The organism is Paenibacillus sp. J5, assembly GCF_054955055.1.
This window is the reverse complement of the sequence record NZ_JBUEDD010000010.1, coordinates 126807-151555: the sequence shown is the minus strand read 5'-3', so window position 1 is coordinate 151555 and position 24749 is coordinate 126807. Positions and strand designations below refer to the sequence as shown.

Below are 24749 nucleotides of genomic sequence, written 5' to 3'. Positions count from 1 at the left end.
GACCAAGCTGATCCTAAGGAGGGGAGAGGGTGGAACCCACACATCGACGCGCTGCGGCGTATATCATCCGACCGGCGCTTGCTGCCGCGCTGCTCATGTTCATCCTGCTCTACATGCCGACGCCATATGCGGCCTATGAGCCGGGGCTTGTCGAGGCGGTTGCGCCGATGGTAAAGGTAGAGCGGGGCGATAAGCCGAGCAAGGGAGCATTCATGCTGACGACAGTAAAAATGACGTATGCTAATTATTGGACGGTGATTCAATCACTGTGGAATGATGAGCTTGCTTTGCTGCGCAAGCAGGACGTGCTGGGTGATCAGAGTGAGACGGAGTATGCCGCCAGGCTGCTCTATGTCATGGCTAATTCCCAGAGCAATGCGGTGGAGGCGGCTTACCGCGAGGCGGGTATCGCCTATGAGGCGAAGGTGCGCCGCCTGGCTGTAACAGATGTGCTGCCGGAGCATAAGGGCTTTCGCCCAGGGGATATGCTGATCGCGCTGGATGGAGCCAAGCTGGGAACGGCGGAGGAATTGGTTCAACGGCTGCAGAGGAGGCAGGCAGGCGACCTGCTGAGCTGGACGGTCGCGCGGCAGGGACAGGAGCTTGAGCTCGCACTGCCGCTGGCGGCGGTGCCGCAAGACTTGGCGGGAGCGGATCTGCCGCTCGCGCTCGGTGGCATCGTGCTGGCAGAGATTCGGGATCTGGAGCCCTCCCGACCCGAATTGGCGGTATCGATCGCTGCCGGCGATATTGGAGGCCCGTCTGCCGGTCTGATGTTCGCCCTGCAGACGCTGGATGAGCTGACGGTGGGCGATCTGACCGCCAGCCTCCGCATTGCTGGCACCGGCACGATTACGCCAGATGGCAAGGTGGGCGAGATCGGTGGAGCCCGCTTCAAGGTGACGGCAGCTCATCGCGCCGGAGCCGAGCTGTTCCTGGTGCCGCCGGGCAATGCGCAGGAGGCGAAGGAGAAGGCGGCAGCGCTCGGCAGCCACATGCGCATCGAGCCGGTCGCAACGCTGCACGAAGCGGTCATGCTGCTGCAATCGCTGGCAGGCGGAAGGCCAGGGGGTAACGGCGAAGCGCAGTAAGGGTTTCCTGTGCTGTGCTCTTAGAGCATCACAGGCGGCTCGTAATAGTCGCTGTATAGCTGGCGCGGGCCGGAGCTGGCGAATGCAGCCTCGTAGACGGCTGCGGCCCGCACATCCAGCTCCAGATAGCGGTGCTGCCCCTGGCTGCGCGCGGCGCTCTGCAGCACGGGAACGCGCGCAGTGCGCTTCATCCGCCGCAGCAGCTCGCGCCCCTTATCGGTGAAGCCGAGCACGCGGATGTAATCGATGCCGCCAGCCAACTGCTCTCGCGCCAGCAGTGGCTTGCGATGGCCGAGCAGCACGGCCAGCAGCGCCCGCTGCAGCTTCGTGCGGGTGTAGCGCCGCGTCTTGGCGACGGCTAGCAGCCCCTCGAAGCCGCGGGGCGGGCCGGGCAGTGAGGAGAGGGCTTGCAGCAGCCGGTGCTCCAGCCCTTCATTCATTTCATAATAGTCGCCAAGCTCCTCCGCCGAGCGTGACAGGAGCAGATGAAGCAACTGCGGGTAGAAGCTCTCCCATGTCAGCGGCGGCCTGCCTGCTTCAAGGTCGCGGCGGATCAATTGCAGCGTGGAGCCGGGCACCAGCGGCGCGATCCGCTCCATATCCGCCTCGCCTGTAATCAGGGCGCGGATGGCGGTGGCGCTGGCGATCCGTTGGTCGGTGACGCTTTTTTGATTATAGTCTGCCTTCTCGCGTATAATGGTGAAAGGCTCGATGGAGCTGGAGAGCCGCTGCAGGGCGAGCAGATAATGCAGCCCCAGCGTATTGTTGGGTCGATCCAGCGGCAGCCTGGCGGCCTGCAGCTCGCCGATGGCGATCAGATGCCGCTTGACGGCTGCGCTGTAAGCAGAAGGATAGCTGCTGCCTTGTGCCAGCTCCTCGCGCAGCAGCAGCTTGAACGGCTCCGGCTCGCTGGACAGGCAGGTGGCGATGGCGCGCAGCGCAGACAGCTCGCCCTCCTCGCTGCCGAAGCACAGAGCATCGACGACGCCTGAGGCCTCCAGCAACGATACGGCCCCATAGGCGAACCATTCCGCGGCCTGGGTCGCATAGGCGACAGGCAGCTCGATAACCAGATCGCAGCCGCCCCGCAGCGCCATCTCGGTTCGCGTTCGCTTGCCGAACATGGCGGGCTCCCCGCGCTGGAGGAAGCAGCCGCTCATGACGGCGACGACTGCGTCAGCACCCGTCACAGCCCGCGATTGCTGGAGATGATGAAGATGTCCGTTATGAAACGGATTGTATTCGACAATAATTCCGACAGTGCGCATGGCAAATATGCCTCCTTACAGGAGTTGAAGGGGATGCTTGCGGGCAGAGCCCGCCTCTCAACTGATCATAGCATGTCTGGCGCAGCGGAGCGAATTTAGATGAAATTACTTTTTGCAGGTGTGAAATGTTGACAAAATGGGCGGCGGGTCGATATAATAATCTTTGTTTGTTTGGAGTGATCTTATGCTGCTCAGAATGCAGGATGTATTAACAAAAGGGGTTCAAGTCCCGTTTCATATGTCAGTGAATGTCGATGAGCTTTTGCGTCATAAGAAGGATGTGCTTCGGGCGTCGCCTGCCGAGGTCAAGCTGACCGCTTATGCGGAGGACAAGACCGTTGTGGTAGAGGGCAGCCTCGCGCTCGATGTGGAGCAGGCGTGCTCGCGTTGTCTGGAGCCTGCCAAGACACATCTGGAGATTCCTTTTTATGAGAAGTTTCAGACTTCCCAGGTCTATGAAGAAGGGCCGGACAATGAGGATATTATTCCGGTCGAAGAAGACAAGCTCGATCTGCTCCCATATGTGGAGGAGTCCGTGCTGCTCTATCTTCCGTTTGTTCCCCTGTGCCGCGAGGACTGCCGTGGGCTGTGCCCGCAGTGCGGAGGCAACCGGAATGAGCAGGCCTGCGGATGCGCCGATGAGGTGATTGATCCGCGGTTTGCCGCGCTGAAGGATCTGTTCAAGAACGAATAGACCCTGTAGGCTGCTATTATGTGAAGGAGGTGGGAAAGATGGCAGTACCACAAAGACGGACATCCAAAACTCGCCGCGACAAGCGCCGTACACATTTCAAACTGGCTGTTCCGGGTATGGTTAAGTGCGACCAATGCGGAGAGTTGAAATTGTCTCACCGCGTATGTAAAGTATGCGGAACGTATAAATCAAGAGAAATCATTAAACAGTAGGCTCAAGCGCTTGCGAATAAAGTAGTACTTCATCTATGGTGAGGTGCTATTTTTTTGGAATTTCAAATGGAGCATGCACTTGTACGATCATGATTTTGAACAAGACGGGATTGCTTCCCGTCTTGTTTTTCTTTATACTGAATTAGTACCAGGTGATAACAGCTGATAGGAAACAGATGGCAGCGTTCTGACTGGTTAAGGCCGGCTCCGTCTGATTGTACATAGCAAAAGAGAATATCGGTGTGATTCACTTACTATAATCGTATAAAGGTGGTGCGGACAATCGAGCGTCTGCCCAAACGTCAACGGCAGCAGCAGCTCTCGCGGCTCATTGAGGATAACCCGTTCATGACCGACAGGGAGTTGAATCGGCTGCTGAAAGTCAGTATACAAACGATCCGGCTGGACCGGCTGGAGCTTGGCATTCCCGAATTGCGGGAGCGGGTCAAGCTGATGGCGGAGCGTTCTTATGATGCGGTTCGGTCGCTGCCTTTGGATGAGGTGATCGGGGAGATCATTGATCTGCAACTGGATCGAAGCGGAATCTCGATCTTCGAGATTCGGGAGGAGCATGTATTCTCCAGAACAGGCATTGCCCGCGGACATCATGTGTTCGCGCAGGCCAATTCGCTGGCGGTCGCTGTGATGAATGACGAGATTGCGCTGACGGCGTCGGCCGACATCCGGTTCGTCCGCTCTGTCCGCCTGGGGGAGAAGTGCATTGCCAAGGCTTATGTCAGCTCCATGACGGGTGGCAAAGGCAAGGCCAAGGTGGATGTATTCACGTATGTTGGCGAGGAAATGGTGTTTCAGGGACATTTTGTGATCTACCGATCCGCCAGGGATGAGAAACTCGAAGGAGGAGACGCGAATGCGGATCGCGATTGATGCGATGGGCGGGGATAATGCACCGTCCGCGCTAGTGGAGGGCGCGCTGCTGGCGGCGCGCGAGTGGCCGGATCTGAAGCTTGTGCTGGTTGGCGACAGCGCGGTAATCGAGCCGTTGCTGGCAGGGGCGCCATCCAATGTGGAACTGCGCCATGCATCGGAGAAGATTGAGTCGGACGAGGAGCCGGTGAAGGCGATTCGTCGCAAGAAGGATTCCTCGATGGCGGTAGCCGGCAGGCTGGTGCGCGAGGGCGAGGCAGATGCGATGATCTCGGCGGGCAACACCGGAGCGCTGATGGCTGCGGGACTGCTGGTCGTCGGACGTATCGAGGGCATCGAGCGGCCTGCTCTTGCGCCCATGATGCCGACCAAGGATGATGTCGGCGTGCTGGCGCTTGATCTGGGCGCGAATATGGATGCGAAGCCGGAGCATCTGCTGCAGTATGCGCTGATGGGCAGCATCTATCGTGAGAAGGTGCATGGGATTGCAAGCCCGCGGGTAGGGCTGCTCAATGTAGGTACAGAAGAGGGCAAGGGCAATGAGCTGACCAAGGCGGCCTATGAGCTGATTCAGCAGACCTCGCTGCATTTCGTTGGTAATGTAGAGGCGCGGGATGTGCTGGACCGCAACTGTGATGTGCTCATATGCGACGGCTTCGTCGGCAATATCATGCTCAAGTCTATGGAGGGCACGGCAGGCTTCCTGCTGAAGGCGCTGAAGGAGGAATTCAGCCGTTCCCTGCTGACGAAGATGGCGGCGGCCATCATGATGCCTGGACTCAAGGGCTTGAGGAAGAAGATGGATTACAAGGAGCATGGCGCAGCTCCGTTGCTTGGGGTTAATGGACTTATTATGAAATGCCATGGATCATCTGATGCCAATGCGGTCAAAAATGCGGTGCGCCAGGCGCGGATTGCGCTGCAGGGCAATCTGATCCAATCGATACAATCGGAAATTACCGGGAAGTGAGAGTGACGCTATGAATGTGCAAGCTGTCGGTATTATCGGAACGGGGAAATATGTTCCTGAGCGGATTCTGACCAACCAGGAACTCGAACATATGGTGGAGACGAGCGATGAGTGGATCGTCACCCGCACAGGCATCCGTGAGCGACGGATTGCCGCGCCCGAGCAGGCGACCTCGGACCTGGCCTATGAGGCCTCGCTGAAGGCGATCGCAGCCGCAGGTATTGCGGCAGAGGAGCTCGACCTCATTATCGTAGCAACGATTACGCCGGATACATCCTTCCCGTCGACTGCTTGCCTGCTGCAAGACAGACTGGGCGCCAAGAAGGCGGCAGCATTCGACCTGTCCGCCGCATGCTCCGGGTTCATCTACGGTCTGGCGACGGCCTCAAGCCTGATCTCCTCCGGCATGTACAAGCATGTGCTGGTGGTCGGGGCGGAATGCCTCTCTCGCATTACAGATTATACAGATCGCAATACCTGCATTCTGTTCGGTGACGGCGCAGGTGCTGTCGTCCTGGGCGAGGTGCCGCAAGGACGCGGCTTCCGCTCCTTCCAGTTAGGGGCTGACGGCGCGGGCGGCGAGCTGCTCAAGGTGAGCGGCGGCGGCTCACGTCTGTCGCCTGAAGGGGCGGCTGCTGCTGGAGGACATTATATTCAGATGGCAGGCAGCGAGGTGTTCAAGTTCGCAGTGCGTATTATGGGCGGTGCGGCTGAGGAAGCGCTCCATAAGGCGGGGCTGTCCAAGGAGGACATTGATCTGCTCATTCCGCATCAGGCGAACATTCGCATTATCCAGTCTGCGCTGAACCGGCTGAATCTGCCGGAGGAGAAGTGTATGGTGAATCTGGACAAATACGGGAATGTATCGGCAGCCTCGATCCCGATCGCGCTCGCCGAGGCGGTAGAGGAAGGCCGTATCCAGGAGGGCGACACGGTTGTATTTGTCGGCTTTGGCGGTGGGCTTACCTGGGGCGCTTCGGTGCTCGTCTGGTAGACGCTCCAACAACAGGAGGGATTCATAATGGCAAAAATAGCGTTTGTTTTTCCGGGTCAGGGCGCACAGGCAGTCGGCATGGGGCAGGACTTCGTGAGCCGTTATCCGGCTGCGCGGTCGATCATGGAGCGCGCAGATGAGGCGCTGGGATTTGCGCTTAGCGATATAATCTTCAACGGGCCGGAGGCGGAGCTGAAGCAGACGGCGAATACACAGCCTGCACTGCTGGCTGTCAGCACGGCGATCCTGGAGGTGCTCAAGGAGCGTGATCTGCAGCCAGTCTGCACAGCAGGGCATAGTCTGGGAGAGTATAGCGCGCTTGTGGCTTCAGGCGTAATGAGCTTCGAGGACGCGGTGCGCACGGTGCGGGCCCGCGGTCAGTTCATGGAACAGGCCGTTCCTAGCGGCCAAGGCGCGATGGCAGCAGTGCTGGGAGCTGAGCGCGAGGCGCTCGCGGCGCTCTGTAGCGAGATTACGGCAAGCGGCACCGCTGTCGAGCTGGCCAATGTCAATTGCCCGGGACAGATCGTCATCTCGGGTACAGCGCAGGGGGTGTCCGAGGTCGTTAGCCGCGGCAAGGAGATTGGCGCGAAGCGTGTGATGCCACTGGAGGTGAGCGGTCCATTCCATTCCTCGCTGATGCGTCCTGCAGCAGAGCAGTTGGCAGACGTGCTGGCGAAGCTGGAGCTTCGCGATGCGCGCATTCCGGTCATTGCCAACGTGACCGCGCAGCAGGTTGAAGAGGCGGGCGAGATTCGCCGCTTGCTTGAGCAGCAGGTCTACTCTCCTGTCCTGTGGGAGGATAGCGTGCGGACGATGCTCAGCCTTGGGATCGATACCTTCGTAGAGATCGGCTCGGGCAGCGTGCTTGCCGGCTTGATTAAGAAGACGGATCGGTCAGCGGCTGTTATCTCGGTGAACAGCGTCGAGGCGCTGGACAAGCTGTCGGAGCTTGCATAGAAGCCTGGCAGAGTAGGGCGGCTCCTAGCTGTGCTGGAGCAGGCTCTGCGGTGGTTCATGCAAAAGGGGCCTGCGATTCGTCTGCCTTTTCTTCGCCTGGCGCATAAGGTAACGGATGATCAGGCTAGGGAGACGACATGGACGGCAAGAGCTGCCCCCGTGTATGGTTCTGCAGGTAAATTGAAGCGGGAGGGCATCATATGTTTGGAGATGTGACGGGAAAGAGAGCGCTCGTAACGGGCGCATCGCGCGGCATCGGCCGGGCGATTGCAATTGCGCTGGCGGAAGGCGGCGCAGATGTCGCGATCAACTATGCGGGCAGTGAGGACGCAGCGGCACAGACGGCGGCGGCCGTCGAGGCGCTGGGCCGCCGCGCGCTGCTGATCAAGGCGAATGTCGGCAAGTCGCAGGAATTTGATGCGATGGTGGCGCAGGTGGTTGGCGAGTGGGGCGGTATCGACATTCTGGTCAACAATGCCGGCATTACGAGAGACAATCTCATTATGCGCATGAAGGAAACGGAGTTTGACGAGGTCATCGAGACGAATCTGAAGGGCGTATTCAATGGTGTCAAGGCGGTAACCCGCCCGATGATGAAGCAGCGCTCTGGCCGAATTATCAACATTTCTTCGGTTGTCGGTGTTCTTGGTAACCCAGGTCAGGCGAACTATGTGGCGGCTAAAGCAGGCGTGATCGGCTTGACCAAGGCATCGGCTCGTGAGCTGGCCTCGCGTGGCATTACGGTTAACTGTGTCGCCCCAGGCTTTATACAGACGGATATGACGGACAAGCTGCCGGAGGAGTTGAAGGAGCAGCTTGGCAACCAGATTCCGCTCGCGAAGCTGGGACGGCCAGAGGATATTGCTGCAGCAGTGCGCTTCCTGGCATCGGATGCGGCAGCCTATGTAACAGGTCAGACGCTCCATATCGATGGCGGCATGTATATGGGCTAGGCCATGGTCTGCAAGCACCTGCGGCAGTCTCCAGACGACTGCGATGAAGAGAGCGTCTGGCGGTGGAGCAGTTAATATTTGCAGGGCGGATAGGAACTATGGCATTTTGTCCACGATTCTCGTATAATACCAAAAGGAGGTGAACATAGATGTCAGACGTAGTGGAACGTGTAAAACGCATCGTCGTTGACCGCCTTGGCGTTGACGAAGCTGAAGTAACGCTGGAAGCATCTTTCAAGGATGATCTTGGCGCTGATTCTCTCGATGTCGTGGAATTGGTCATGGAACTTGAAGACGAGTTCGACTTGGAGATCTCTGATGAGGATGCAGAGAAAATCACCACTGTGGGAGAAGTAGTCAATTACATACAATCTCATACGTAAGGTTTTACAAAGTCCCGTTGTTCTAACGGGACTTCTCTCCATTCATGCAAGTCATAGCAACCGCCAGCTAGCCGCTGGAGGGTTAAGTATACAGCCTTGGCTATCAAGGTGAACGTTAATTGAGCTTTGATCGCAGTCGGCGGCGCCTGCAATGGAAGGTTTGGCTGACTGTGCGAATAGGGCATAATTGCATCATACGATTCTAACTAGCTGGCCATAGCAATCTGGAGACGAAGGGATGATAGTCGCTCCACCATTGCTGCTTGCTGCTTAGGGAAGGATGCAAGGATGCTCATTTAAAATGCTGGCATAATGTACACCATTTTGCTGTCCTTAGAGGTGATTGGTATGAAGCAAAGAGTTGTAGTTACCGGCATGGGGGTCATGACCTCGCTCGGTCATGACTTGGATGTATTCTGGGGAAACCTGCTGGAAGGAAAGTCGGGCATTTCGGAGATTGAAGCGTTTGATGTATCCGCTTATCCGACGCGTATTGCCGCCGAGATCAAAAATTTCGAGCCAGAACAATTCGGCATCGACAAGAAGGAAGCGCGGCGCATGGATCGTTTTGTCCAGTTCGCTGCTGTGGCGAGTCTCAAGGCGATCGAAAACGCAGCATTGAAAATAGGCGAGGGAGTGGACCCTGAGCGTGTCGGCATTATGATCGGCTCCGGCATTGGTGGACTAGGCACCTGGGAGGATCAGCACAATATCTTGCTGGAGAAGGGACCCAAGCGGGTCAGCCCGTTTTTTATCCCGATGATGATCGCCAACATGGCCTCCGGTCAAGTGTCGATTCTGACGGGAGCGAAGGGGCCGAACAGCACAGCGGTAACCGCTTGCGCGACAGGCACCCATTCCATTGGGGATTCCTACAAGATGATTCAGCGCGGCGAGGCAGATGTCATGATCTGTGGCGGCGCGGAAGCGACGATTCGTCCGACAGGCATCGCTGGATTCTGCTCGATGCGTGCCATGTCGACACGCAATGACGAGCCGCAGCAGGCGAGCCGACCGTTCGATACCGCTCGCGACGGGTTCGTTATGGGCGAGGGAGCGGGCGTTCTGGTGCTGGAATCGCTGGAGCATGCACTGGCGCGCGGCGCGAAAATCTACGGCGAGGTGATCGGGTATGGCATGAGCGGCGATGCTCACCATATGACCGAGCCAGACCCGGATGGCGCGGCACGCTGTATGGTGCGGGCACTGAAGGATGCCGGAATTGCACCGGAGGATGTCGATTATATTAATGCGCATGGCACTTCGACCCCTGTGGGCGATATTTCGGAGACGAAGGCGGTCAAGAAGGCATTCGGAGACCATGCATACAAGGTGGCGGTCAGCTCGACCAAATCAATGACCGGGCATTTGCTTGGCGCGGCAGGCGGCGTAGAGGCAGTCATTCTAGGCTTGACACTGTCGAATGGCATCATCCCGCCAACGATTAATCTTGATAATCAAGACCCTGAGTGCGACCTGGATTATGTGCCGAACGTTGCGCGCAGAAGTGATGTACAAACTGCCATGTCCAACTCCTTCGGTTTTGGCGGGCATAACGCAACGATTATTATGAGGAAGTATGAAGCCTAACCGATTCAACGAGCTCCAGCAGCGGCTGGGGCTGCGTTTTCAGCAGTATCCGTTGTTGAAGCAAGCCTTTACGCATACTTCCTATGTCAATGAACATCGGCACGGTCATGTGGAAGATAACGAGAGGCTTGAATTTTTGGGGGATGCGGTGCTGCAGCTCCTCGTATCGGAGCATCTGTATCTGACGTATCCGCAGCGGCCCGAAGGGGAGCTGACGCGGATGCGCGCGTCCATCGTCTGCGAGCCATCGCTGGCCCGCTTTGCGGAGCTGCTCAACTTTGGCGCCTATGTGCTGCTTGGCAGAGGTGAGGAGCAGTTGGGTGGGCGTGGACGGCCGGCGCTGCTTGCGGATCTGTTCGAGTCATTTATTGGGGCACTGTACCTCGATCAAGGATTGGAGCAGGTGCGGCAATTTTTGACGGTCAAGGTGTTTCCGCATATCGAGAGCGACGGCCCGATGCTGGTAAAGGATTTCAAATCCAAGCTGCAGGAGCGTGTGCAGCATAGCTCGCTGGGCACGGTCGAGTATCGTGTGGTGGAGGAGCGTGGCCCGGCGCATGACCGGGAATTCGTCGTAGAGGTCAGTCTTGGCGACGAATGCTGGGGCAGGGGCAGCGGCCGCACGAAGAAGGAAGCGGAGCAGCAGGCGGCCTCCGAGGCGTGGCGCAAGCTTCTCAAGGATCATGAGCAGAGGTGAATCGGCTCGCTTGTTGTATAGCCGGCTTCACCATGAAATCCAAGCTCATATAGCAGCAAGGGCGTATACGAGTTTGGATTTTTTAACATGTAGGATGTAGGCGTTTCACGGCCAGACAAGGTCAGAAGGGGATTCCAACTGCTGCACGGCGGTGGAATCTCCTTTTGTTCGTAGTAGGGGAGGTGTCCGTCGTAAAGGCAGTCCTTATGCTATGCCCGGTGTGAAATATGTGCAGCATATGGTACAATATCGTTGAGGTGAAGGTGCGCTTATGTTCCTTAAACGAATTGAGTTGGCGGGGTTTAAATCGTTCGCTGATCGGACGGAGCTGGAATTTGTACGCGGCATTACTGCTGTCGTCGGCCCGAATGGAAGCGGCAAAAGCAATATATCGGACAGCATCCGCTGGGTGCTGGGCGAGCAGAGCGCCAAGAGCTTGCGCGGCGGCAAAATGGAGGACATTATTTTTGCCGGCAGCGACAAGCGTAAAGCCATGAACTTTGGCGAGGTGTCGCTTACGCTCGATAATACGGATCAGGCGTTACCGCTGGATTTCAATGAGGTGACGGTAACCCGCCGCGTTCACCGCAGTGGAGAGAGCGAATATTTGATTAACAAGCAGTCTTGCCGGTTGAAGGATATTACCGAGCTGTTTATGGATACAGGAATTGGCAAGGAGGCGTACTCGATTATAGGCCAAGGCCGGATCGAGGAGATCTTGAGCACGCGCTCCGAGGATCGCCGCGGCATCTTCGAGGAGGCGTCTGGTATTGTAAAATACAAAGCCCGCAAGCGGGAGGCGCAGCGCAAGCTGGATGATACGGAGCAAAATCTGCTGCGGATTCATGATCTTGTCTCTGAGCTGGAGGATCAGGTGGAGCCGCTGCGTCAGCAGTCGGAGAAGGCGAGGCTGTTCAAGGAATTGAAGGAGCAGCTAAAGCAGCAGGAAATTGCGATGTATGTCCACCAGATCGAGCAAGTACATACGTCCTGGGCCGAGGCGAATACGCGCCTGGACAGCTTGAAGGAAGAGGAGCTCAAGCTGACAGCGGTCGTCAGCAAGCATGATGCTCATCTGGAGAAGGAGCGGCAGCAGTTGCGTGAGCTGGAGACAGCGATTGAGCAGCTGCATGAGTCCATGCTGCACTATAGCGAGGAGTATGAGAAATGCGAAGGCCAAGGCGAGGTGCTGAAGGAGCGCAAACGCAATCTGGAACAGAACCGCCGACAGTTGGAGGATAGCATCGCCGCGATGGATGAGCGGATCGTTCAGCTTGCGACGGAGGAAGCCGAGCTACGGGGCAAGGCCGCGGGACTGGCTGCCGAGCTGTCCACGCTGCGGCATCGGCTGGCCGAGGAGGAGGCGCATCTGGTCGGCGCTTCCGACGAGACGGTTCTCAGCTATGAGGAGCAGTTGAAGGGCGAGCTGCTGGAGGTGCTGAGTGCGATGGCGCAGGCGCGCAACGAGATTCGCTATGCGCAGCAGCAGCAGGAGGCCGTGCAGCGGCGCTTGGAGCGGCTGGGCGATGATGAAGCGCGCTGGCAGTCGCAGTCAGAGCAGTTGAAGGAGCGTCAGGCGGAGCTGGAGGGGCAGTTGAAGGAGCGCCGCGCCGAGCTGGAGCGCGTGCAGGCTCGCTACCTGGAGGAGGCGGAACGGCAAAAGTCGCTGCAAGGACTGCAGGAGGAAGCGCAGGCTGCGCTCCGCAAATGGGAGCAGCGCTACGATGCGATTACGTCGCGTCGCGATACGATGAAGGAGATGCAGGAGGATCTCGACGGCTTCATGCATGGGGTGCGCGAGGTGCTCAAGGCGTCGCGCCGCCAAGGAGGAGGCGCGCTGGCTGGCGTGCATGGCGCAGTCGCCGAGCTGATGCGTGTGCCGCAGCAGTTGGAGATTGCCGTGGAGACGGCGCTGGGCGGTGCGTTGCAGCATGTCGTCATGAGCGATGAGCGCTCGGCGCGCCAGGCGATTGCTTTCCTGAAGCAGCGCCAGTTGGGCCGCGCGACCTTCCTGCCGCTTGATGTAATCAAGCCGCGCTACGTGCCGGAACAGGACAAGCGTCAGGTCGAGTCCATGGAAGGCTTCGTCGGAGTGGCCAGCGAGCTGGTGGAATGCGAGGAGACGTATGTGTCGATTATCCGCAATCTGCTCGGCAGCGTACTGATCGCGGATAATCTGGAGCAGGCTAACCGCATCGCTTCGCGCTGCCAGTATCGCTACCGCGTCGTCACGCTGGAGGGCGATGTTGTCAATGCGGGCGGCTCGATGACGGGCGGCAGCCTTCAGAAGAAGGGAGCGAATCTGCTGTCGCGGACGCGCCAGATTGAGCAGTTGGATCAGGAGATCAAGGATACGGAGCAGCAGCTCCATCAGCTTCGCGACCGTCTGCAGGATATTCGCAAGGAGCTGTCGATCCGCAATCAGAACCGCGAGGAGCTGCGCGAGCGCGGCGAGGGGCTGAGGCTGCAGGAGCAGCAGTTGCAGGGCGAGCTGGGCAAGCTGGCGCAGGAAGGCCGCCATCTGGATGAGCAGCGTCAACTGTTCGACGAGAATCGCACCGGACATGCGGCGGAGCAGACCGGACTGACAGCGGCAGCGGCTGACGCGGAGCAGCGGTTGACCGAGCTGACAGCGCGCGAGACGAAGCTGCAGCGGGATATTCAGGCGGCGGAGCAGCGCCGCAAGGAGAATGAATCAGCGAAGGAGGAGCTGCAGGGGCAGCTTACCGATCTGAAGATTCAAGTGGCCAAGACAGAGCAGGAGAAGCTGTCGTTCGAGGATCAAGCCGGGCGTGTGCGCGCCGAGCTGAATCGCTCGAAGCAGGAGCTGTCCGCTCTGCGCAGCCAACTGGAGCAACAGGAGCTGGAGCAGGAGGAGCATGGTCGACAGACCGTTCGGCAGTTGGAGGATCTGAACCACTACCGGCTGAAGAAGCAGCAATGCGGCGAGCAGACGGACTTCAAGCGCGCCGAGCGCTCGCAACTGCTGCTTCAGCTAGAGCAGGGCGAGAGCGAGACGAAGGAGCAGCGCGTGGCGCTGCGACAGGTAGAGGAGCGCATCCGTCAGACAGAGATTGCGGTCAATCGGCTCGATGTCGAGCTGGACAACCTGTTGCGCAAGCTGAGCGAGGAGTATGAGCTGAGCTACGAGCTGGCCAAGGAGCGCTATCCGGTACCGGAGGATGTCCCCGCGGCTCAGAATGAGGTGCGCGAGCTGAAGCGGCGCATTACGCTGCTCGGCGAGGTGAATCTGGGCGCGATCGAGGAGTATGAGCGCGTGCGGGAGCGCTATGAGTTTCTGGATGAGCAGAAGAATGATCTCGTTGAGGCGAAGACGGCGCTCTATCAGGTCATCCGCGAGATGGATGAGGAGATGGGCAAGCGCTTCAAGCAGACATTTGAGGCGATTCGCGGTCACTTCAGCGTCGTCTTCTCCAAGCTGTTCGGGGGCGGGCGCGCGGATCTGGTTATGGTCGATCCGGAGCGGGTGCTGGAGACAGGCATCGATATTGTCGCCCAGCCGCCGGGCAAGAAGCTGCAAAATCTGCAGTTGCTCTCGGGAGGCGAGCGGGCGTTGACAGCAATTGCGCTGCTGTTCGCCATCCTGCAGGTGAAGCCCGTCCCGTTCTGTGTGCTCGACGAGGTGGAGGCGGCGCTGGACGAGGCGAATGTGTCGCGGTTTGCGCAATATTTGCGCGAATTCTCGGAGCTGACGCAGTTCATCGTTGTCTCCCATCGCAAAGGGACGATGGAGGAGGCTGACGTGCTCTACGGCGTGACGATGGAGGAGGGCGGCGTATCGAAGCTCGTCTCGGTTCGGCTGGAGGATGAGGAAGCGGTGTCGGCATAACCAGAGGCAGCGTCTGGCGACGCCGCTGGCAACAACATGCAACGAGCGACAAGCATTAGCCACCAGTTCGCCATACAGCGACCGCTTGGTAGGCGGTAACCCGCGCGTTACAAGACCATGGGGCAGCTTGCGGCTTGCAGGTGCTGGACGCAGTGGTCAGCCGCTGCAATCAGCACTTGAAGCTACTGCCCCAGCAGGATTGAAGCCGGATATATAGGGGATGTTCTACAGGTAAACAGAATACAACGCGCAGAGGAGACAGCAGGCTGCGAGCCGGAGTTGGATAGCTGGCCTGGCGGCAGCGGCGTGCGGGCAACTCGGCTTGACGTATAGAAAGGTAGGCAAGAGGATGAGTTTTTTTAAGCGATTAAAGGAAAGTATCGCCGCCAAGGCGGAGGCGGTCACGAATGTATTCAAGGAGGGGCTGGAGAAGACCCGCACTGCGCTTGTCGAGAAGGTAGAGGAGCTGATCCTTCGCCGCCGCAAGATTGACGAGGAATTCTACGAGGAGCTGGAGGAAATTCTGATCGGCGCTGATGTTGGCGTAACGACGGTGATGAAGCTGATCGACGACCTGCGCGCCGAGGTGAAGAAGCGCAAGATCGAGGATGCGACCGAGCTGCAGCCGGTGCTGTCCGAGAAGCTGGTGGAGCTGCTTAGAGGCGACGAGAATCCAGGGCTGATTATGGCGGAGAGCGGCATGACCGTCATTCTGTTCGTCGGCGTCAACGGCGTCGGCAAGACGACGACCATCGGCAAGCTGGCGCATCGCTTCAAGAGCGAGGGCAAGAAGGTGCTGCTGGCAGCGGGCGATACGTTCCGCGCGGGTGCGATCGAGCAGTTGGAGGTATGGGGGCAGCGTGTTGGCGTCGACGTCATCAAGCAGCAGGCCGGCTCTGACCCGGCGGCGGTCATGTATGATGCTGTACAAGCGGCGAAGCAACGCGGTGTAGATGTGCTGCTATGCGATACTGCGGGTCGTCTGCAGAACAAGACGAATCTGATGGAGGAATTGAATAAAATTTTCCGCGTCATTCAGCGTGAGGTGCCAACGGCGCCGCATGAGGTGCTGATGGTGCTGGATGCAACGACCGGGCAAAATGCACTCTCGCAGGCTAGGCTGTTCGGCGAAAAGAGCGGCGTGACGGGTCTTGTGCTGACGAAGCTGGACGGGACAGCCAAGGGAGGCATCGTGATCGCGATCCGCAATGAGCTGAATCTTCCGGTGAAGTTCGTCGGTCTTGGGGAGAAGATGACCGATCTGCAGGAATTTGACGCCGACCAGTTCGTTCATGCCTTGTTCGCTGGGCTGATCGTCAAGGAGGAGCAGCAGGAGGCCGAGGCGCAGCAGTAGGCAGGCACGAGCATGGTACCTGTGCGGCTGGCAAGGCAAGCAGGAGCCATGACGGTGCGCGAAGCAGGGCAATTAAGTTCTGCTTCGCCGCTGCATTTTGCACGATTGCCCTGCTTTGCCCTACGCTGCGTAGGGTCTAAGCTGTGGGGCAAAAAAACGCAGGCACATGGGTAACGAATGCCGGGTGGGTGAGGATTGAAACCGCTCTTGACGTTGATAGGTTGATAGCGAGTAGATGATCATTGTGCATGGTTCAGATGAACCATGTTTTTTTATTCTCGGACCGAGAGCGTGGCGCTGCCTTCATAGCATCCAGGGGATGATATTTCAATCAATAAGAGAACATACATTCCCATTCAAGTGAAAGTATGCTATCCTTTGGAAGATGGAGCATGTTTGAGGGCGAGGAGATGGCGATGAGCAGCGAACAGAAAAAGCGGGTGCGGCATGCGCATGACCGCGGCTATAAGCATTTGTTGTCAAGTCAGTCGTTATTTATGCAGTTGGTGCGTTCTTTTATTCGGCGGGGATGGGTTGAACATATCGATGAAGCTGGTATGATAAGAGTAGACAAATCCTTTGTGCTGCCCGATTTCAGCGGCAAGGAATCCGACCTCGTCTATCGGGTCAAGATGAAGGGCAGAGATGTTATCTTCTATATTCTGATCGAGCTGCAATCTACAGTCGATGTGCTCATGCCATGGAGGCTGCTGCAGTATCAGGTGGAGCTGTGGCGGCAGGAGCTGAAGGATGCGAGCAGGCAGGAACGGAAGCGTGCGGATTTCAGGCTGCCGGTTATTGTGCCGATTGTGCTGTATAATGGCTCCGCCGCTTGGACGGCCCCGCTCAGCTTTCGCGAGCTGCTGGCAGAGGAGGAGCTGTTCGCAGATGAGCCCTTGCTGAATTTCACGTATTTTCTATTGGACATTAAGCGATACAAGCCAGAGGATCTGGAGAAGCTGTCGAATATGATCGGGTCGGTGTTTCTGATCGAGCAGCAGTCTCATTTGCCGGCAGAGGACTTGATTGGCTTATTCAGGCGGCTGGCGCCGGTCATCGACCGCACGCCGCAGGAGCAGCGCGAGCAGTTCGCATTATGGCTGGAGCAGATTATGCTGCGGTTCGGCAAGGCGCAGGAGCAGGAGCAGCTCATCAGGGATATGGTGGCTCAAATCCAAAGGAAAGGAATGAATGACGTGATCTCCAATTTTGAACGCAATCTGGAGTGGCTGCAGGAGCAGGCAGTGGGGAAAGGTCTTGAGAAAGGTCTTGAGAAAGGCCTCGAGAAGGGTCTGGTGCAGGGACGGACAGAAGCGATGGAGCAGGCCGCTGTGAATATGTTCAGGGAGGGGCTGGACATTCCTTTTGTGGCCAAAGTCACCGGACTGCCGGAGCAGCGCCTGAAGCTGCTGAAGGAGCAGCTCGATAGAGATTAATCGATAAGGATGAAGGATGCTCGCCCCCTGTTTTGAACATGGGATAGGATAGGCGGAGCGCATGTCCTTCATCCTCCTGCTCGTTATCGAGGCTTGCAGATTAGGTGACAAGGTGAAATACTTGACAGGTGATCGGCTTTAAGGTAAGATAAGGAACGTTGGCAACGGGAGGAGGCGGATGCAAGGTGCAAGCAAGCGAGCCGGACGCTCTCGGGAAGACGACCCGAATCAATATGCTGTTTGATTTTTACGAGATGCTGCTGACAGAGAAGCAGCGGACGTTTCTAAAATATTATTTTCACGATGATTACTCTCTTGGTGAAATCGCCGCAGAGTTCGAGATCAGCCGACAGGCGGTCTACGAGCATGTGAAGCGAGCCGAGCAGGCGCTGGAGAGCTATGAGCAGAAGCTTGGCCTGTTGCGCAAGCACGAATCTCTGCAGGTGCAACTGGAACGGCTGGAGCTGTCGCTCGCCGAGCTGCCAGAGCACGGTGCGACCAAGCAGCAGATGCAGCAGGTGATTGCGGATATTCGCAAGTCTGAGGGAGTTCAGGAGGTGACGTGAGATGGCGTTTGAGGGATTGGCCAACAGGCTGCAGGGAGTATTCAGCAAGCTTAGAGGCAAAGGCAAGGTCAGCGAGGATGATGTAGCTGAAGCGATGCGCGAGGTGCGGCTGGCGCTGCTGGAAGCGGATGTGAACTTCAAGGTCGTCAAGGAGTTCATCGCTAAGGTGAAGGAGAAGGCGATTGGCCAGGAGGTCATGAAGAGCTTCACTCCGGGCATGGTCATTATCGATATTGTGAACAAAGAGCTGACCGAGCTGATGGGTGGCACCCAGAGCAAGCTCGCGAAGGCAAATAAGCCACCGACGGTCATTATGATGGCAGGTTTGCAGGGGGCGGGCAAGACGACGACCTCCGGCAAGCTGGCGAAGCTGTTGCAGAAGAGCCACAACAAGCCATTGCTTGTGGCATGCGACATCTACCGTCCGGCTGCGATCAAGCAGCTTCAGGTGCTGGGTGAACAGATCGGGGTACCGGTATTCGCCCTTGGCGATGCCGTCAGCCCTGTGGAGATTGCTCGTCAGGCGATCCAGCATGCGAAGGAACAGCATAACGATTATGTTATTATCGATACTGCGGGACGACTCCATATTGACGAAGCGTTGATGGAGGAGCTGAAGCAGATTCATGCGCTGGTTAATCCGGATGAAGTGCTGCTGGTCGTCGATGCGATGACGGGACAGGATGCGGTCAATGTCGCGGAGAGCTTCCATAAGCAACTGGAGCTGACCGGTGTCGTACTGACGAAGCTTGATGGCGATACGCGCGGCGGAGCGGCGATCTCGGTTAAGGCGGTAACAGGCTGCCCGATCAAGTTCGCGGCAATGGGCGAGAAGATCGATTCGCTAGAGCCGTTCCATCCGAATCGGATGGCATCCCGTATTCTGGGTATGGGCGATATGCTGTCGCTCATTGAGAAGGCGCAGACGACGATCGATGCCGAGAAGGCTGCTGATCTGGAGCGCAAGATGCGTAATGCAGAGTTCACGTTCGAGGATTTCCTGGAGCAGATGGCTCAGGTTCGCAAGATGGGCCCGCTGGATCAACTGCTGGATATGATGCCTGGCATGAACAAGCTCAAGGGTCTCAAGGATCTCAAGGTGGACGAGCGTCAGATTGCCCGTGTCGAGGCGATCGTTCGCTCGATGACCAAGGAAGAGAAGCAGAACCCGGATCTGCTTAATCATAGCCGCCGCAAGCGGATTGCCATAGGCAGCGGCAACTCGATTGCCGATGTGAACCGGCTCATCAAGCAGTTTGACGACATGCGGAGAATGATGAAGCAATTCTCGTCGATGATGGGCGGCGTGAAGAAGAAGGGGCCGAAGGGACTGCTTGGCAAGGCCAAGAAATTCCCGTTTGGTTAAGGCATGATCCTAATTTTTTGAAGGAGGTGAATGAATTATGGCAGTTCGTATTCGTCTGAAACGTATTGGTGCGCATAAAGCGCCTTTCTATCGTGTTGTGGTTTCCGATTCCCGTTCGCCTCGCGACGGTCGTTTTATTGAAGAGATTGGCACGTACAATCCGGTTGCTCAACCTGCACAGGTGAACATCGATGAAGAAAAGGCTCTGAAATGGCTGCAAACTGGCGCGCAAGCGTCCGACACCGTTCGCAACCTGCTGAGCAAAGCCGGCGTACTTACTAAATTCCATGAGCTGAAGCAACAGAAATAGTTGCGATAAGCTGCGGAGGGCCTTGAAATGGAAGATTTGATTCTTGTCATTGCTCGGGCTTTAGTGGATTATCCGGAAGAAGTGCGCGTCGAGGTCAAGGAAGATGATCGCGGCATCGTGTACGCCCTTTCTGTCCATCCTGAGGATGTGGGGAAAGTTATAGGCAAGCAGGGCCGGATCGCTAAGGCGCTGAGAACGGTCGTCGCTTCGGCGGCTGTCCGTTCCTCTAAGCGCGTTACAGTTGACATTATCTCGTAATCATGCAGTTCCAAATAAGCGCACGACAACAAGGCCGGGAGAAGTGTTCCTGGCCTTTTGTTTGAACAGAGCAGGGCGCCCCTCGCCTCTATAGGCGAGATGACCCCACGATCTGAAGGCCAGATGTCTAGCAGAAGCAGGTGGAGACAGCAGATGTACGCTAAAGGCGGCGCGGTTCGGATGAACTTGGTTACGCCGCAGAGGAAGCGGTCTTGCTTTGAACGATAAGCTAGGGCCGGAAAGCGGAACGAGATGGATAGCCGCTGGCGGGTCTAGCTTATCGCTCAACTATATTTGATGCTGGAGCTATCTTTAGAGAGTAGCGGGCGCGAGGCGCGTCAGGGCGAGGATAGAGATGGCAGTTGATGATTTTTATAGAAAGAAGGGAATAGGTATGCAATGGCTCAATGTCGGCAAATTGGTAAATACGCACGGGCTACGCGGTGAGGTGAAGATTTTGTCGCAGACGGATTTTCCGGATGTTCGTTTTGCACCAGGCAGCAAGCTGGTGCTGATCTCCCCGGATGGCGGTCAGATCGTGCCGGTGCAGGTTGGTAGCTGCCGCGAGCACAAGGGCATGTTCTATGTGAAGTGGAAGCAGTTCAACGATATTAATGAAGTCGAAAAATATAAAGGCTGGGATGTCAAGGTATCGGATGAACAGCAGGTCGAGCTGGAGGAGGGTGAATATTACTATCACCAGATCATCGGTGCGACTGTAGTGACAGAGGATGGGGAGTCGCTTGGCATGATCTCGGAGATTTTGCGTCCCGGCGCGAATGATGTATGGGTCGTGGAGCGCAGTGTGGGCAAGCCGTTATTGCTGCCCGTCATTGACCAGGTCGTACTGCATGTTGACCCACAGCAAAAGAAGGTTACCGTGCATCTCATGGAAGGGTTGATTTAGCGGATGCGTGTAGATGTGTTAACACTGTTTCCCGAGATGTTTGAGGGCGTGTTTCATTCGAGCATCCTGGGCAAGGCGCAGGAGAAAGGTCTCGTCTCGCTGAATACGCTGAATTTCCGTGATTACTCCAGTAACAAGCACAGTACAGTCGATGATTACCCTTACGGAGGCGGAGGCGGAATGGTGCTGAAGGCGGAGCCGATCTTCGGCGCCGTCGAGAGCTTGACGGAAGGGCTGAACGCGAAGCCACGTATTATTCTGATGTGTCCGCAGGGAGAGCCATTTACGCAGAGCAAGGCTGAGGAGCTGGCAGGCGAGCAGCATCTGATCTTCATCTGCGGCCACTATGAAGGCTATGATGAGCGAATACGCGAGCATCTGGTGACGGATGAGTTGTCCATAGGGGACTATGTGCTGACGGGCGGCGAGCTGCCGGCCATGGTTATTATTGATAGCGTGACTCGGCTGCTGCCTGGTGTGCTGGGCAATGAAACGTCGGCGGTGACGGATTCGTTCAGCACAGGTCTGCTGGAATACCCGCAGTACACACGCCCGGCTTCATTCCGCGGCTGGGAGGTGCCGCCTGTGCTGATCTCCGGGCATCATGGACACATCGAGCTGTGGCGGCGTCAGCAGTCCTTGCTGCGAACCTTGAGACGGCGTCCCGAGCTGCTGGAGCAGGTGGAGCTGACAGCCAAGGAGCGAAGCTGGCTCAAGGAGGAGCACGGCTATGAGCGGCCTTCCGGCGAATCGTAGGGCTTAGGAATAAGAGGGTTGTATTATAGGCTGGAATATGGTAGAATTTTAAATGTTGTTTGTAATAACCGGGCGGTCCGCTATCGGCTAAGACCTATGCTGAAACAGAGGCATATGAGCTTATATGAACGTCTGAGGTGGAAGGAGGCAATACACATGAATATCGTACAAGCGATCACACAAGAGCAGCTCCGCAAGGACATCCCAAGCTTTCGTCCGGGAGACACGCTGAAAGTGTATGTGAAGGTAATCGAGGGTTCCCGCGAGCGTATTCAGTTGTTCGAAGGCGTTGTTATCAAACGTCGCGGCGGCGGAATTAGCGAGACATTTACGGTTCGTAAAATTTCTTACGGCGTAGGCGTAGAGAGAACATTCCCGATTAACTCGCCGAAGATTGACAAGATCGAAGTAGCTCGCCGCGGTAAAGTACGTCGTGCGAAGCTTTACTACCTGCGCAACCTGCGCGGTAAAGCAGCGAGAATTAAAGAGATTCGTTAATGAACGACATGGGGGCTTGCATACACAAGTCCCTTTTCGTTTTTTTGTAGAGACACTCAGGCTGTATACACGGGCGGTGCCGTAAGAGAACCAGGGCGCTCCTGGCTTGTCCTGAGGCGATAGGATACCCTTATGTTTCATCATGTCAGTGAAAGAGGGCGTATACTAAATGGAACAGAAGCCAGATAAGCAAATCGAACAAGTGGATCAGCAGTCGGTGGCAACACAGGAGCAGTTGCAGCCATCGGATACTGGAGAGGGCATTCTCCAGCCTGAGGGCCCTCCTGCCCGGTCTAGCCAGACCAAGAGGGAAGCGATGGAGTGGATCAAGGCACTCGCCATTGCAGCCCTGCTCGTACTCGTTATTCGCACCTTCCTGTTCTCCCCCTTTATTGTGGACGGCCCGTCCATGAAGCCTAACTTCCAATCCGGCGAGCGTGTTATTGTCAACAAGATTCTCTATGATATTCGTGAGCCGAAGCGTGGTGAGGTTGTTGTCTTCCATGTGCCGCAGGAGAACCGGGATTTCATTAAGCGCGTAATTGGCGTACCTGGCGATAAGGTCAAGCTGGAGGGCGATCGCCTGTACATTAATGGCGAGCTGGTGGAGGAGCCTTACCTGAAGGAAGCCATTGAGCAGGCCAGAGCGAATAACAGTAATTATAACACCGCAGAAAATTTTCCGAACGCATATGTTCAATCCGATATTGTGCCTGACCATATGATTCTCGCCTTTGGCGACAACCGCAGCAACAGCAAGGACAGCCGGATGATCGGTTATGTCTCGATGGACGAGCTGGTTGGTCGGGCGGACATCATATTCTGGCCGTTGAATGAGCTGAAATTTGTAAAACACGGATGAGGTGAGACAGTTGACCATACAATGGTTTCCGGGACATATGACCAGGGCCAGACGACAGATCGAGGAGAAGCTGAAGCTGCTCGACATCGTCATTGAGCTGCTGGACGCGCGTGTCCCGATGTCAAGCCGCAACCCGATGATCGATGAAATTTTGCGCGGCAAGCCGCGGCTGATCATACTCAATAAGGCTGATTTGGCCGATCCACGGGCAACCGACCGGTGGATTTCTTTTTTTTCGGCCAAGGGACATGCAGCGATTGCAGTGGATTCATCGACAGGCACCAGGGTAGCGGATATTCCGCAGCGGGTCAAGGAGCTGCTGCATGACAAGATTGCGCGTATGAAGGAGAAGGGGATGAACCCCCGCGCCATGCGGGCGCTGATCGTCGGTATTCCGAATGTCGGCAAGTCGACGCTGACCAACCGATTGGCTGGGCGAAACATTGCGGCTACTGGCGACCGTCCAGGCGTTACAAAGGGGCAGCAATGGATCAAGGTTGGCAGTGAGCTGGAGCTGCTGGATACGCCGGGTATTTTGTGGCCGAAGTTTGAAGATGAGCTTGTCGGCTACAAGCTGGCGATGACGGGAGCGATCCGCGAGCAAATCTTGAATATTGAGGACATTGCTTTTTTTGCGGTGCGGATTCTGGCCTCCCAGTATTGGGAAGCGTTGGCGGAGCGTTTCGAGCTCACAGAAGTTCCGCAGGATACTGAGGATTCAGAGCAGATCGTCAAGCTGATGGAGGATATAGGACGAAAGCGCGGCTGTCTGCTGAGCGGCGGGCGGGTTGATCTGGAGAAGGTGTCGGGCATTATCCTCCGGGAGCTGCGCGCAGGCAAGATGGGGCGAATCACGCTGGAGGAACCGCTGCTATAATGAAGGAACAGCTTGTTGCAGGCGATGTGTGGTGCATGGTTCGACCGACCGCCGTCATGCAGCGATGAACCGCGCGCTGGAAGCTGCGCGGGGTGCGAAACGATAGCGTCCTCTAGCCTACTCTAGCGCTTACGCAAGGAATGTTAGGTAGGCACAGCGGGAAGCCTGATGGCAGTGTCCGTGCAGCATCGGGCAGGGAGTTAACAGGAGCAGGATGGGGGAAGCAGAATGCTGAATTACGAACGCGAGCTCTGGCAGCAGGGCTATAGCCAGATTGCCGGAGTGGATGAGGTGGGGCGTGGCTGTCTGTTCGGCGATGTAGTCGCAGCGGCTGTCATCCTGCCGCAGGGTCTGGAGCTGGAGGGCGTCGATGACTCAAAAAAGCTCACAGCCAAGAAGCGGGAGCAGCTATATGAGCGCATCACGGCGGAGGCAGTGGCCTGGTCGGTGGCGGCTGTCAACGCATCGAAGATCGATGAGATCAATATTAAGCAAGCCGCCAGGCTGGCGATGCGAGAAGCGATTGATCAGCTCGCTGTCCCCCCGGATTACCTGCTCATTGATGCGGAAAAGGTGCAATCGGAGCTGCCGCAGTTGGCAATTATTCATGGCGATGCCTCCAGCCAGTCGATTGCGGCCGCTTCCATAGTGGCGAAGGTGACGCGAGATCGGCTATGTGCGGGCGAATGGGATCGCCTGTACCCGGAATACGGAATTGCTATACATAAGGGGTATGCGACCAAGCTCCATCGCGAGCGAATTCTGGAGTTCGGCCCCAGCCCGATGCATCGACGCTCGTTCCTGACCAAGCTGCTGGCTGAGCAGCAGGTATTGTTCTAAAGTGAGATTGGTTAACCTAATACCTAGCTCAAAAGAGATGGCACGGAATTGCTTCCAGCCGTCTCTTTTGCTATTATGGGGCGGCTGAACGGTGTGATTTATATAGTTCAAAGTCCTGCTCGGACGGATGACAGGGGGCTAGCTGCGTAGAGGCTGGGAAGCAGCGGCT

The 24749-nt window shown here is 56.9% G+C and carries 26 protein-coding genes; 25 read left to right on the top strand and 1 reads right to left on the bottom strand.

All coding sequences use genetic code 11. The annotated features are described in order from the left end of the window. Positions 1 to 29: 29 nt before the first annotated feature. On the top strand, positions 30 to 1091 hold the full coding sequence (locus ACY1JZ_RS18855) for a YlbL family protein (protein ID WP_462630474.1): 1062 nt from the start codon (positions 30 to 32) through the stop codon (positions 1089 to 1091). A 20-nt stretch (positions 1092 to 1111) separates the two neighbouring features. Here ACY1JZ_RS18855 and ACY1JZ_RS18850 read toward each other — a convergent pair whose 3' ends face one another. Beyond that, a complete protein-coding gene (locus ACY1JZ_RS18850; protein WP_462630473.1) occupies positions 1112 to 2359 on the bottom strand; it encodes a nucleotidyltransferase in 1248 nt (415 codons plus the stop codon). Between the two features lie 184 nt (positions 2360 to 2543). On the opposite strand from ACY1JZ_RS18850, the gene ACY1JZ_RS18845 reads away from it, so the two are divergent. From ACY1JZ_RS18845 to rnhB, 24 genes are all read left to right on the top strand, one after another. Further along, positions 2544 to 3053 (top strand): YceD family protein, encoded by a 510-nt coding sequence (locus ACY1JZ_RS18845; RefSeq protein ID WP_270171932.1) that lies wholly within the window; start codon positions 2544 to 2546, stop codon positions 3051 to 3053. Between the two features lie 38 nt (positions 3054 to 3091). Then, a complete protein-coding gene (rpmF, locus tag ACY1JZ_RS18840; protein WP_028561475.1) occupies positions 3092 to 3265 on the top strand; it encodes a 50S ribosomal protein L32 in 174 nt (57 codons plus the stop codon). A gap of 291 nt (positions 3266 to 3556) precedes the next feature. Then, on the top strand, positions 3557 to 4153 hold the full coding sequence (gene fapR, locus ACY1JZ_RS18835) for a transcription factor FapR (protein WP_270172532.1): 597 nt from the start codon (positions 3557 to 3559) through the stop codon (positions 4151 to 4153). Beyond that, on the top strand, positions 4137 to 5123 hold the full coding sequence (gene plsX / locus ACY1JZ_RS18830) for a phosphate acyltransferase PlsX (protein WP_270171930.1): 987 nt from the start codon (positions 4137 to 4139) through the stop codon (positions 5121 to 5123). The genes fapR and plsX overlap by 17 nt, the downstream gene beginning before the upstream one ends. A 10-nt stretch (positions 5124 to 5133) precedes the next feature. Further along, positions 5134 to 6117 (top strand): beta-ketoacyl-ACP synthase III, encoded by a 984-nt coding sequence (locus tag ACY1JZ_RS18825; RefSeq protein ID WP_462630470.1) that lies wholly within the window; start codon positions 5134 to 5136, stop codon positions 6115 to 6117. A 27-nt stretch (positions 6118 to 6144) separates the two neighbouring features. Then, the gene (fabD, locus tag ACY1JZ_RS18820) at positions 6145 to 7077 is read left to right on the top strand and encodes an ACP S-malonyltransferase (RefSeq protein ID WP_462630469.1); all 933 of its coding nucleotides are present in this window, start codon (positions 6145 to 6147) and stop codon (positions 7075 to 7077) included. Positions 7078 to 7277: 200 nt separating this feature from the next. Further along, positions 7278 to 8030 (top strand): 3-oxoacyl-[acyl-carrier-protein] reductase, encoded by a 753-nt coding sequence (fabG, locus tag ACY1JZ_RS18815; RefSeq protein ID WP_270171925.1) that lies wholly within the window; start codon positions 7278 to 7280, stop codon positions 8028 to 8030. A 149-nt stretch (positions 8031 to 8179) separates the two neighbouring features. Beyond that, positions 8180 to 8413 (top strand): acyl carrier protein, encoded by a 234-nt coding sequence (gene acpP, locus ACY1JZ_RS18810; protein WP_270171923.1) that lies wholly within the window; start codon positions 8180 to 8182, stop codon positions 8411 to 8413. Between the two features lie 348 nt (positions 8414 to 8761). Beyond that, positions 8762 to 10003 (top strand): beta-ketoacyl-ACP synthase II, encoded by a 1242-nt coding sequence (fabF, locus tag ACY1JZ_RS18805; protein ID WP_462630468.1) that lies wholly within the window; start codon positions 8762 to 8764, stop codon positions 10001 to 10003. Beyond that, entirely contained in the window at positions 9993 to 10700 is a 708-nt protein-coding gene (gene rnc, locus ACY1JZ_RS18800; RefSeq protein WP_270171919.1) for a ribonuclease III, read from the top strand. Before fabF ends, rnc begins: the two co-directional genes overlap by 11 nt. A gap of 271 nt (positions 10701 to 10971) precedes the next feature. Next, positions 10972 to 14550: a chromosome segregation protein SMC gene (gene smc, locus ACY1JZ_RS18795; protein WP_462630466.1), complete on the top strand. Its 3579-nt coding sequence runs from the start codon at positions 10972 to 10974 to the stop codon at positions 14548 to 14550. Continuing rightward, complete coding sequence (locus ACY1JZ_RS18790; protein WP_462630546.1) at positions 14528 to 14767, top strand: hypothetical protein; 240 nt, start codon at positions 14528 to 14530, stop codon at positions 14765 to 14767. The genes smc and ACY1JZ_RS18790 overlap by 23 nt, the downstream gene beginning before the upstream one ends. A 132-nt stretch (positions 14768 to 14899) precedes the next feature. Then, entirely contained in the window at positions 14900 to 15904 is a 1005-nt protein-coding gene (gene ftsY / locus ACY1JZ_RS18785; RefSeq protein ID WP_462630464.1) for a signal recognition particle-docking protein FtsY, read from the top strand. Between the two features lie 392 nt (positions 15905 to 16296). Continuing rightward, complete coding sequence (locus tag ACY1JZ_RS18780) at positions 16297 to 17340, top strand: Rpn family recombination-promoting nuclease/putative transposase (protein WP_462630463.1); 1044 nt, start codon at positions 16297 to 16299, stop codon at positions 17338 to 17340. Between the two features lie 233 nt (positions 17341 to 17573). Then, complete coding sequence (gene ylxM / locus ACY1JZ_RS18775) at positions 17574 to 17906, top strand: YlxM family DNA-binding protein (RefSeq protein ID WP_462630543.1); 333 nt, start codon at positions 17574 to 17576, stop codon at positions 17904 to 17906. Between the two features lies 1 nt (position 17907). Then, the gene (gene ffh / locus ACY1JZ_RS18770) at positions 17908 to 19272 is read left to right on the top strand and encodes a signal recognition particle protein (RefSeq protein ID WP_270171909.1); all 1365 of its coding nucleotides are present in this window, start codon (positions 17908 to 17910) and stop codon (positions 19270 to 19272) included. Positions 19273 to 19309: 37 nt separating this feature from the next. Beyond that, complete coding sequence (rpsP, locus tag ACY1JZ_RS18765; protein WP_028561462.1) at positions 19310 to 19582, top strand: 30S ribosomal protein S16; 273 nt, start codon at positions 19310 to 19312, stop codon at positions 19580 to 19582. Positions 19583 to 19609: 27 nt separating this feature from the next. After that, complete coding sequence (locus ACY1JZ_RS18760; protein ID WP_270171906.1) at positions 19610 to 19840, top strand: KH domain-containing protein; 231 nt, start codon at positions 19610 to 19612, stop codon at positions 19838 to 19840. Positions 19841 to 20228: 388 nt separating this feature from the next. After that, complete coding sequence (gene rimM / locus ACY1JZ_RS18755) at positions 20229 to 20747, top strand: ribosome maturation factor RimM (RefSeq protein WP_462630542.1); 519 nt, start codon at positions 20229 to 20231, stop codon at positions 20745 to 20747. 3 nt (positions 20748 to 20750) lie between these two features. Continuing rightward, complete coding sequence (gene trmD, locus ACY1JZ_RS18750; protein WP_462630462.1) at positions 20751 to 21503, top strand: tRNA (guanosine(37)-N1)-methyltransferase TrmD; 753 nt, start codon at positions 20751 to 20753, stop codon at positions 21501 to 21503. 156 nt (positions 21504 to 21659) lie between these two features. Beyond that, positions 21660 to 22001: a 50S ribosomal protein L19 gene (gene rplS / locus ACY1JZ_RS18745; RefSeq protein ID WP_270171902.1), complete on the top strand. Its 342-nt coding sequence runs from the start codon at positions 21660 to 21662 to the stop codon at positions 21999 to 22001. A 169-nt stretch (positions 22002 to 22170) separates the two neighbouring features. Next, complete coding sequence (gene lepB / locus ACY1JZ_RS18740) at positions 22171 to 22863, top strand: signal peptidase I (RefSeq protein WP_270171901.1); 693 nt, start codon at positions 22171 to 22173, stop codon at positions 22861 to 22863. A 10-nt stretch (positions 22864 to 22873) separates the two neighbouring features. Beyond that, a complete protein-coding gene (gene ylqF / locus ACY1JZ_RS18735; RefSeq protein WP_462630461.1) occupies positions 22874 to 23740 on the top strand; it encodes a ribosome biogenesis GTPase YlqF in 867 nt (288 codons plus the stop codon). Between the two features lie 228 nt (positions 23741 to 23968). Then, positions 23969 to 24580, top strand: a complete 612-nt coding sequence (rnhB, locus tag ACY1JZ_RS18730; RefSeq protein WP_462630460.1) for a ribonuclease HII — start codon at positions 23969 to 23971, stop codon at positions 24578 to 24580. The last annotated feature ends 169 nt before the right edge of the window (positions 24581 to 24749 follow it).

Bases quoted from the DNA above. Each gene is read 5' to 3' on its own strand.
- ACY1JZ_RS18850 (WP_462630473.1), bottom strand. From the start codon at position 2,359: ATGCGCACTGTCGGAATTATTGTCGAATACAATCCGTTTCATAACGGA.
- ACY1JZ_RS18845 (WP_270171932.1), top strand. From the start codon at position 2,544: ATGCTGCTCAGAATGCAGGATGTATTAACAAAAGGGGTTCAAGTCCCG.
- rpmF (WP_028561475.1), top strand. From the start codon at position 3,092: ATGGCAGTACCACAAAGACGGACATCCAAAACTCGCCGCGACAAGCGC.
- plsX (WP_270171930.1), top strand. From the start codon at position 4,137: ATGCGGATCGCGATTGATGCGATGGGCGGGGATAATGCACCGTCCGCG.
- ACY1JZ_RS18825 (WP_462630470.1), top strand. From the start codon at position 5,134: ATGAATGTGCAAGCTGTCGGTATTATCGGAACGGGGAAATATGTTCCT.
- fabD (WP_462630469.1), top strand. From the start codon at position 6,145: ATGGCAAAAATAGCGTTTGTTTTTCCGGGTCAGGGCGCACAGGCAGTC.
- fabG (WP_270171925.1), top strand. From the start codon at position 7,278: ATGTTTGGAGATGTGACGGGAAAGAGAGCGCTCGTAACGGGCGCATCG.
- acpP (WP_270171923.1), top strand. From the start codon at position 8,180: ATGTCAGACGTAGTGGAACGTGTAAAACGCATCGTCGTTGACCGCCTT.
- fabF (WP_462630468.1), top strand. From the start codon at position 8,762: ATGAAGCAAAGAGTTGTAGTTACCGGCATGGGGGTCATGACCTCGCTC.
- rnc (WP_270171919.1), top strand. From the start codon at position 9,993: ATGAAGCCTAACCGATTCAACGAGCTCCAGCAGCGGCTGGGGCTGCGT.
- smc (WP_462630466.1), top strand. From the start codon at position 10,972: ATGTTCCTTAAACGAATTGAGTTGGCGGGGTTTAAATCGTTCGCTGAT.
- ACY1JZ_RS18790 (WP_462630546.1), top strand. From the start codon at position 14,528: ATGAGGAAGCGGTGTCGGCATAACCAGAGGCAGCGTCTGGCGACGCCG.
- ftsY (WP_462630464.1), top strand. From the start codon at position 14,900: ATGAGTTTTTTTAAGCGATTAAAGGAAAGTATCGCCGCCAAGGCGGAG.
- ACY1JZ_RS18780 (WP_462630463.1), top strand. From the start codon at position 16,297: ATGTTTGAGGGCGAGGAGATGGCGATGAGCAGCGAACAGAAAAAGCGG.
- ylxM (WP_462630543.1), top strand. From the start codon at position 17,574: ATGCTGTTTGATTTTTACGAGATGCTGCTGACAGAGAAGCAGCGGACG.
- ffh (WP_270171909.1), top strand. From the start codon at position 17,908: ATGGCGTTTGAGGGATTGGCCAACAGGCTGCAGGGAGTATTCAGCAAG.
- rpsP (WP_028561462.1), top strand. From the start codon at position 19,310: ATGGCAGTTCGTATTCGTCTGAAACGTATTGGTGCGCATAAAGCGCCT.
- ACY1JZ_RS18760 (WP_270171906.1), top strand. From the start codon at position 19,610: ATGGAAGATTTGATTCTTGTCATTGCTCGGGCTTTAGTGGATTATCCG.
- trmD (WP_462630462.1), top strand. From the start codon at position 20,751: ATGCGTGTAGATGTGTTAACACTGTTTCCCGAGATGTTTGAGGGCGTG.
- rplS (WP_270171902.1), top strand. From the start codon at position 21,660: ATGAATATCGTACAAGCGATCACACAAGAGCAGCTCCGCAAGGACATC.
- lepB (WP_270171901.1), top strand. From the start codon at position 22,171: ATGGAACAGAAGCCAGATAAGCAAATCGAACAAGTGGATCAGCAGTCG.
- rnhB (WP_462630460.1), top strand. From the start codon at position 23,969: ATGCTGAATTACGAACGCGAGCTCTGGCAGCAGGGCTATAGCCAGATT.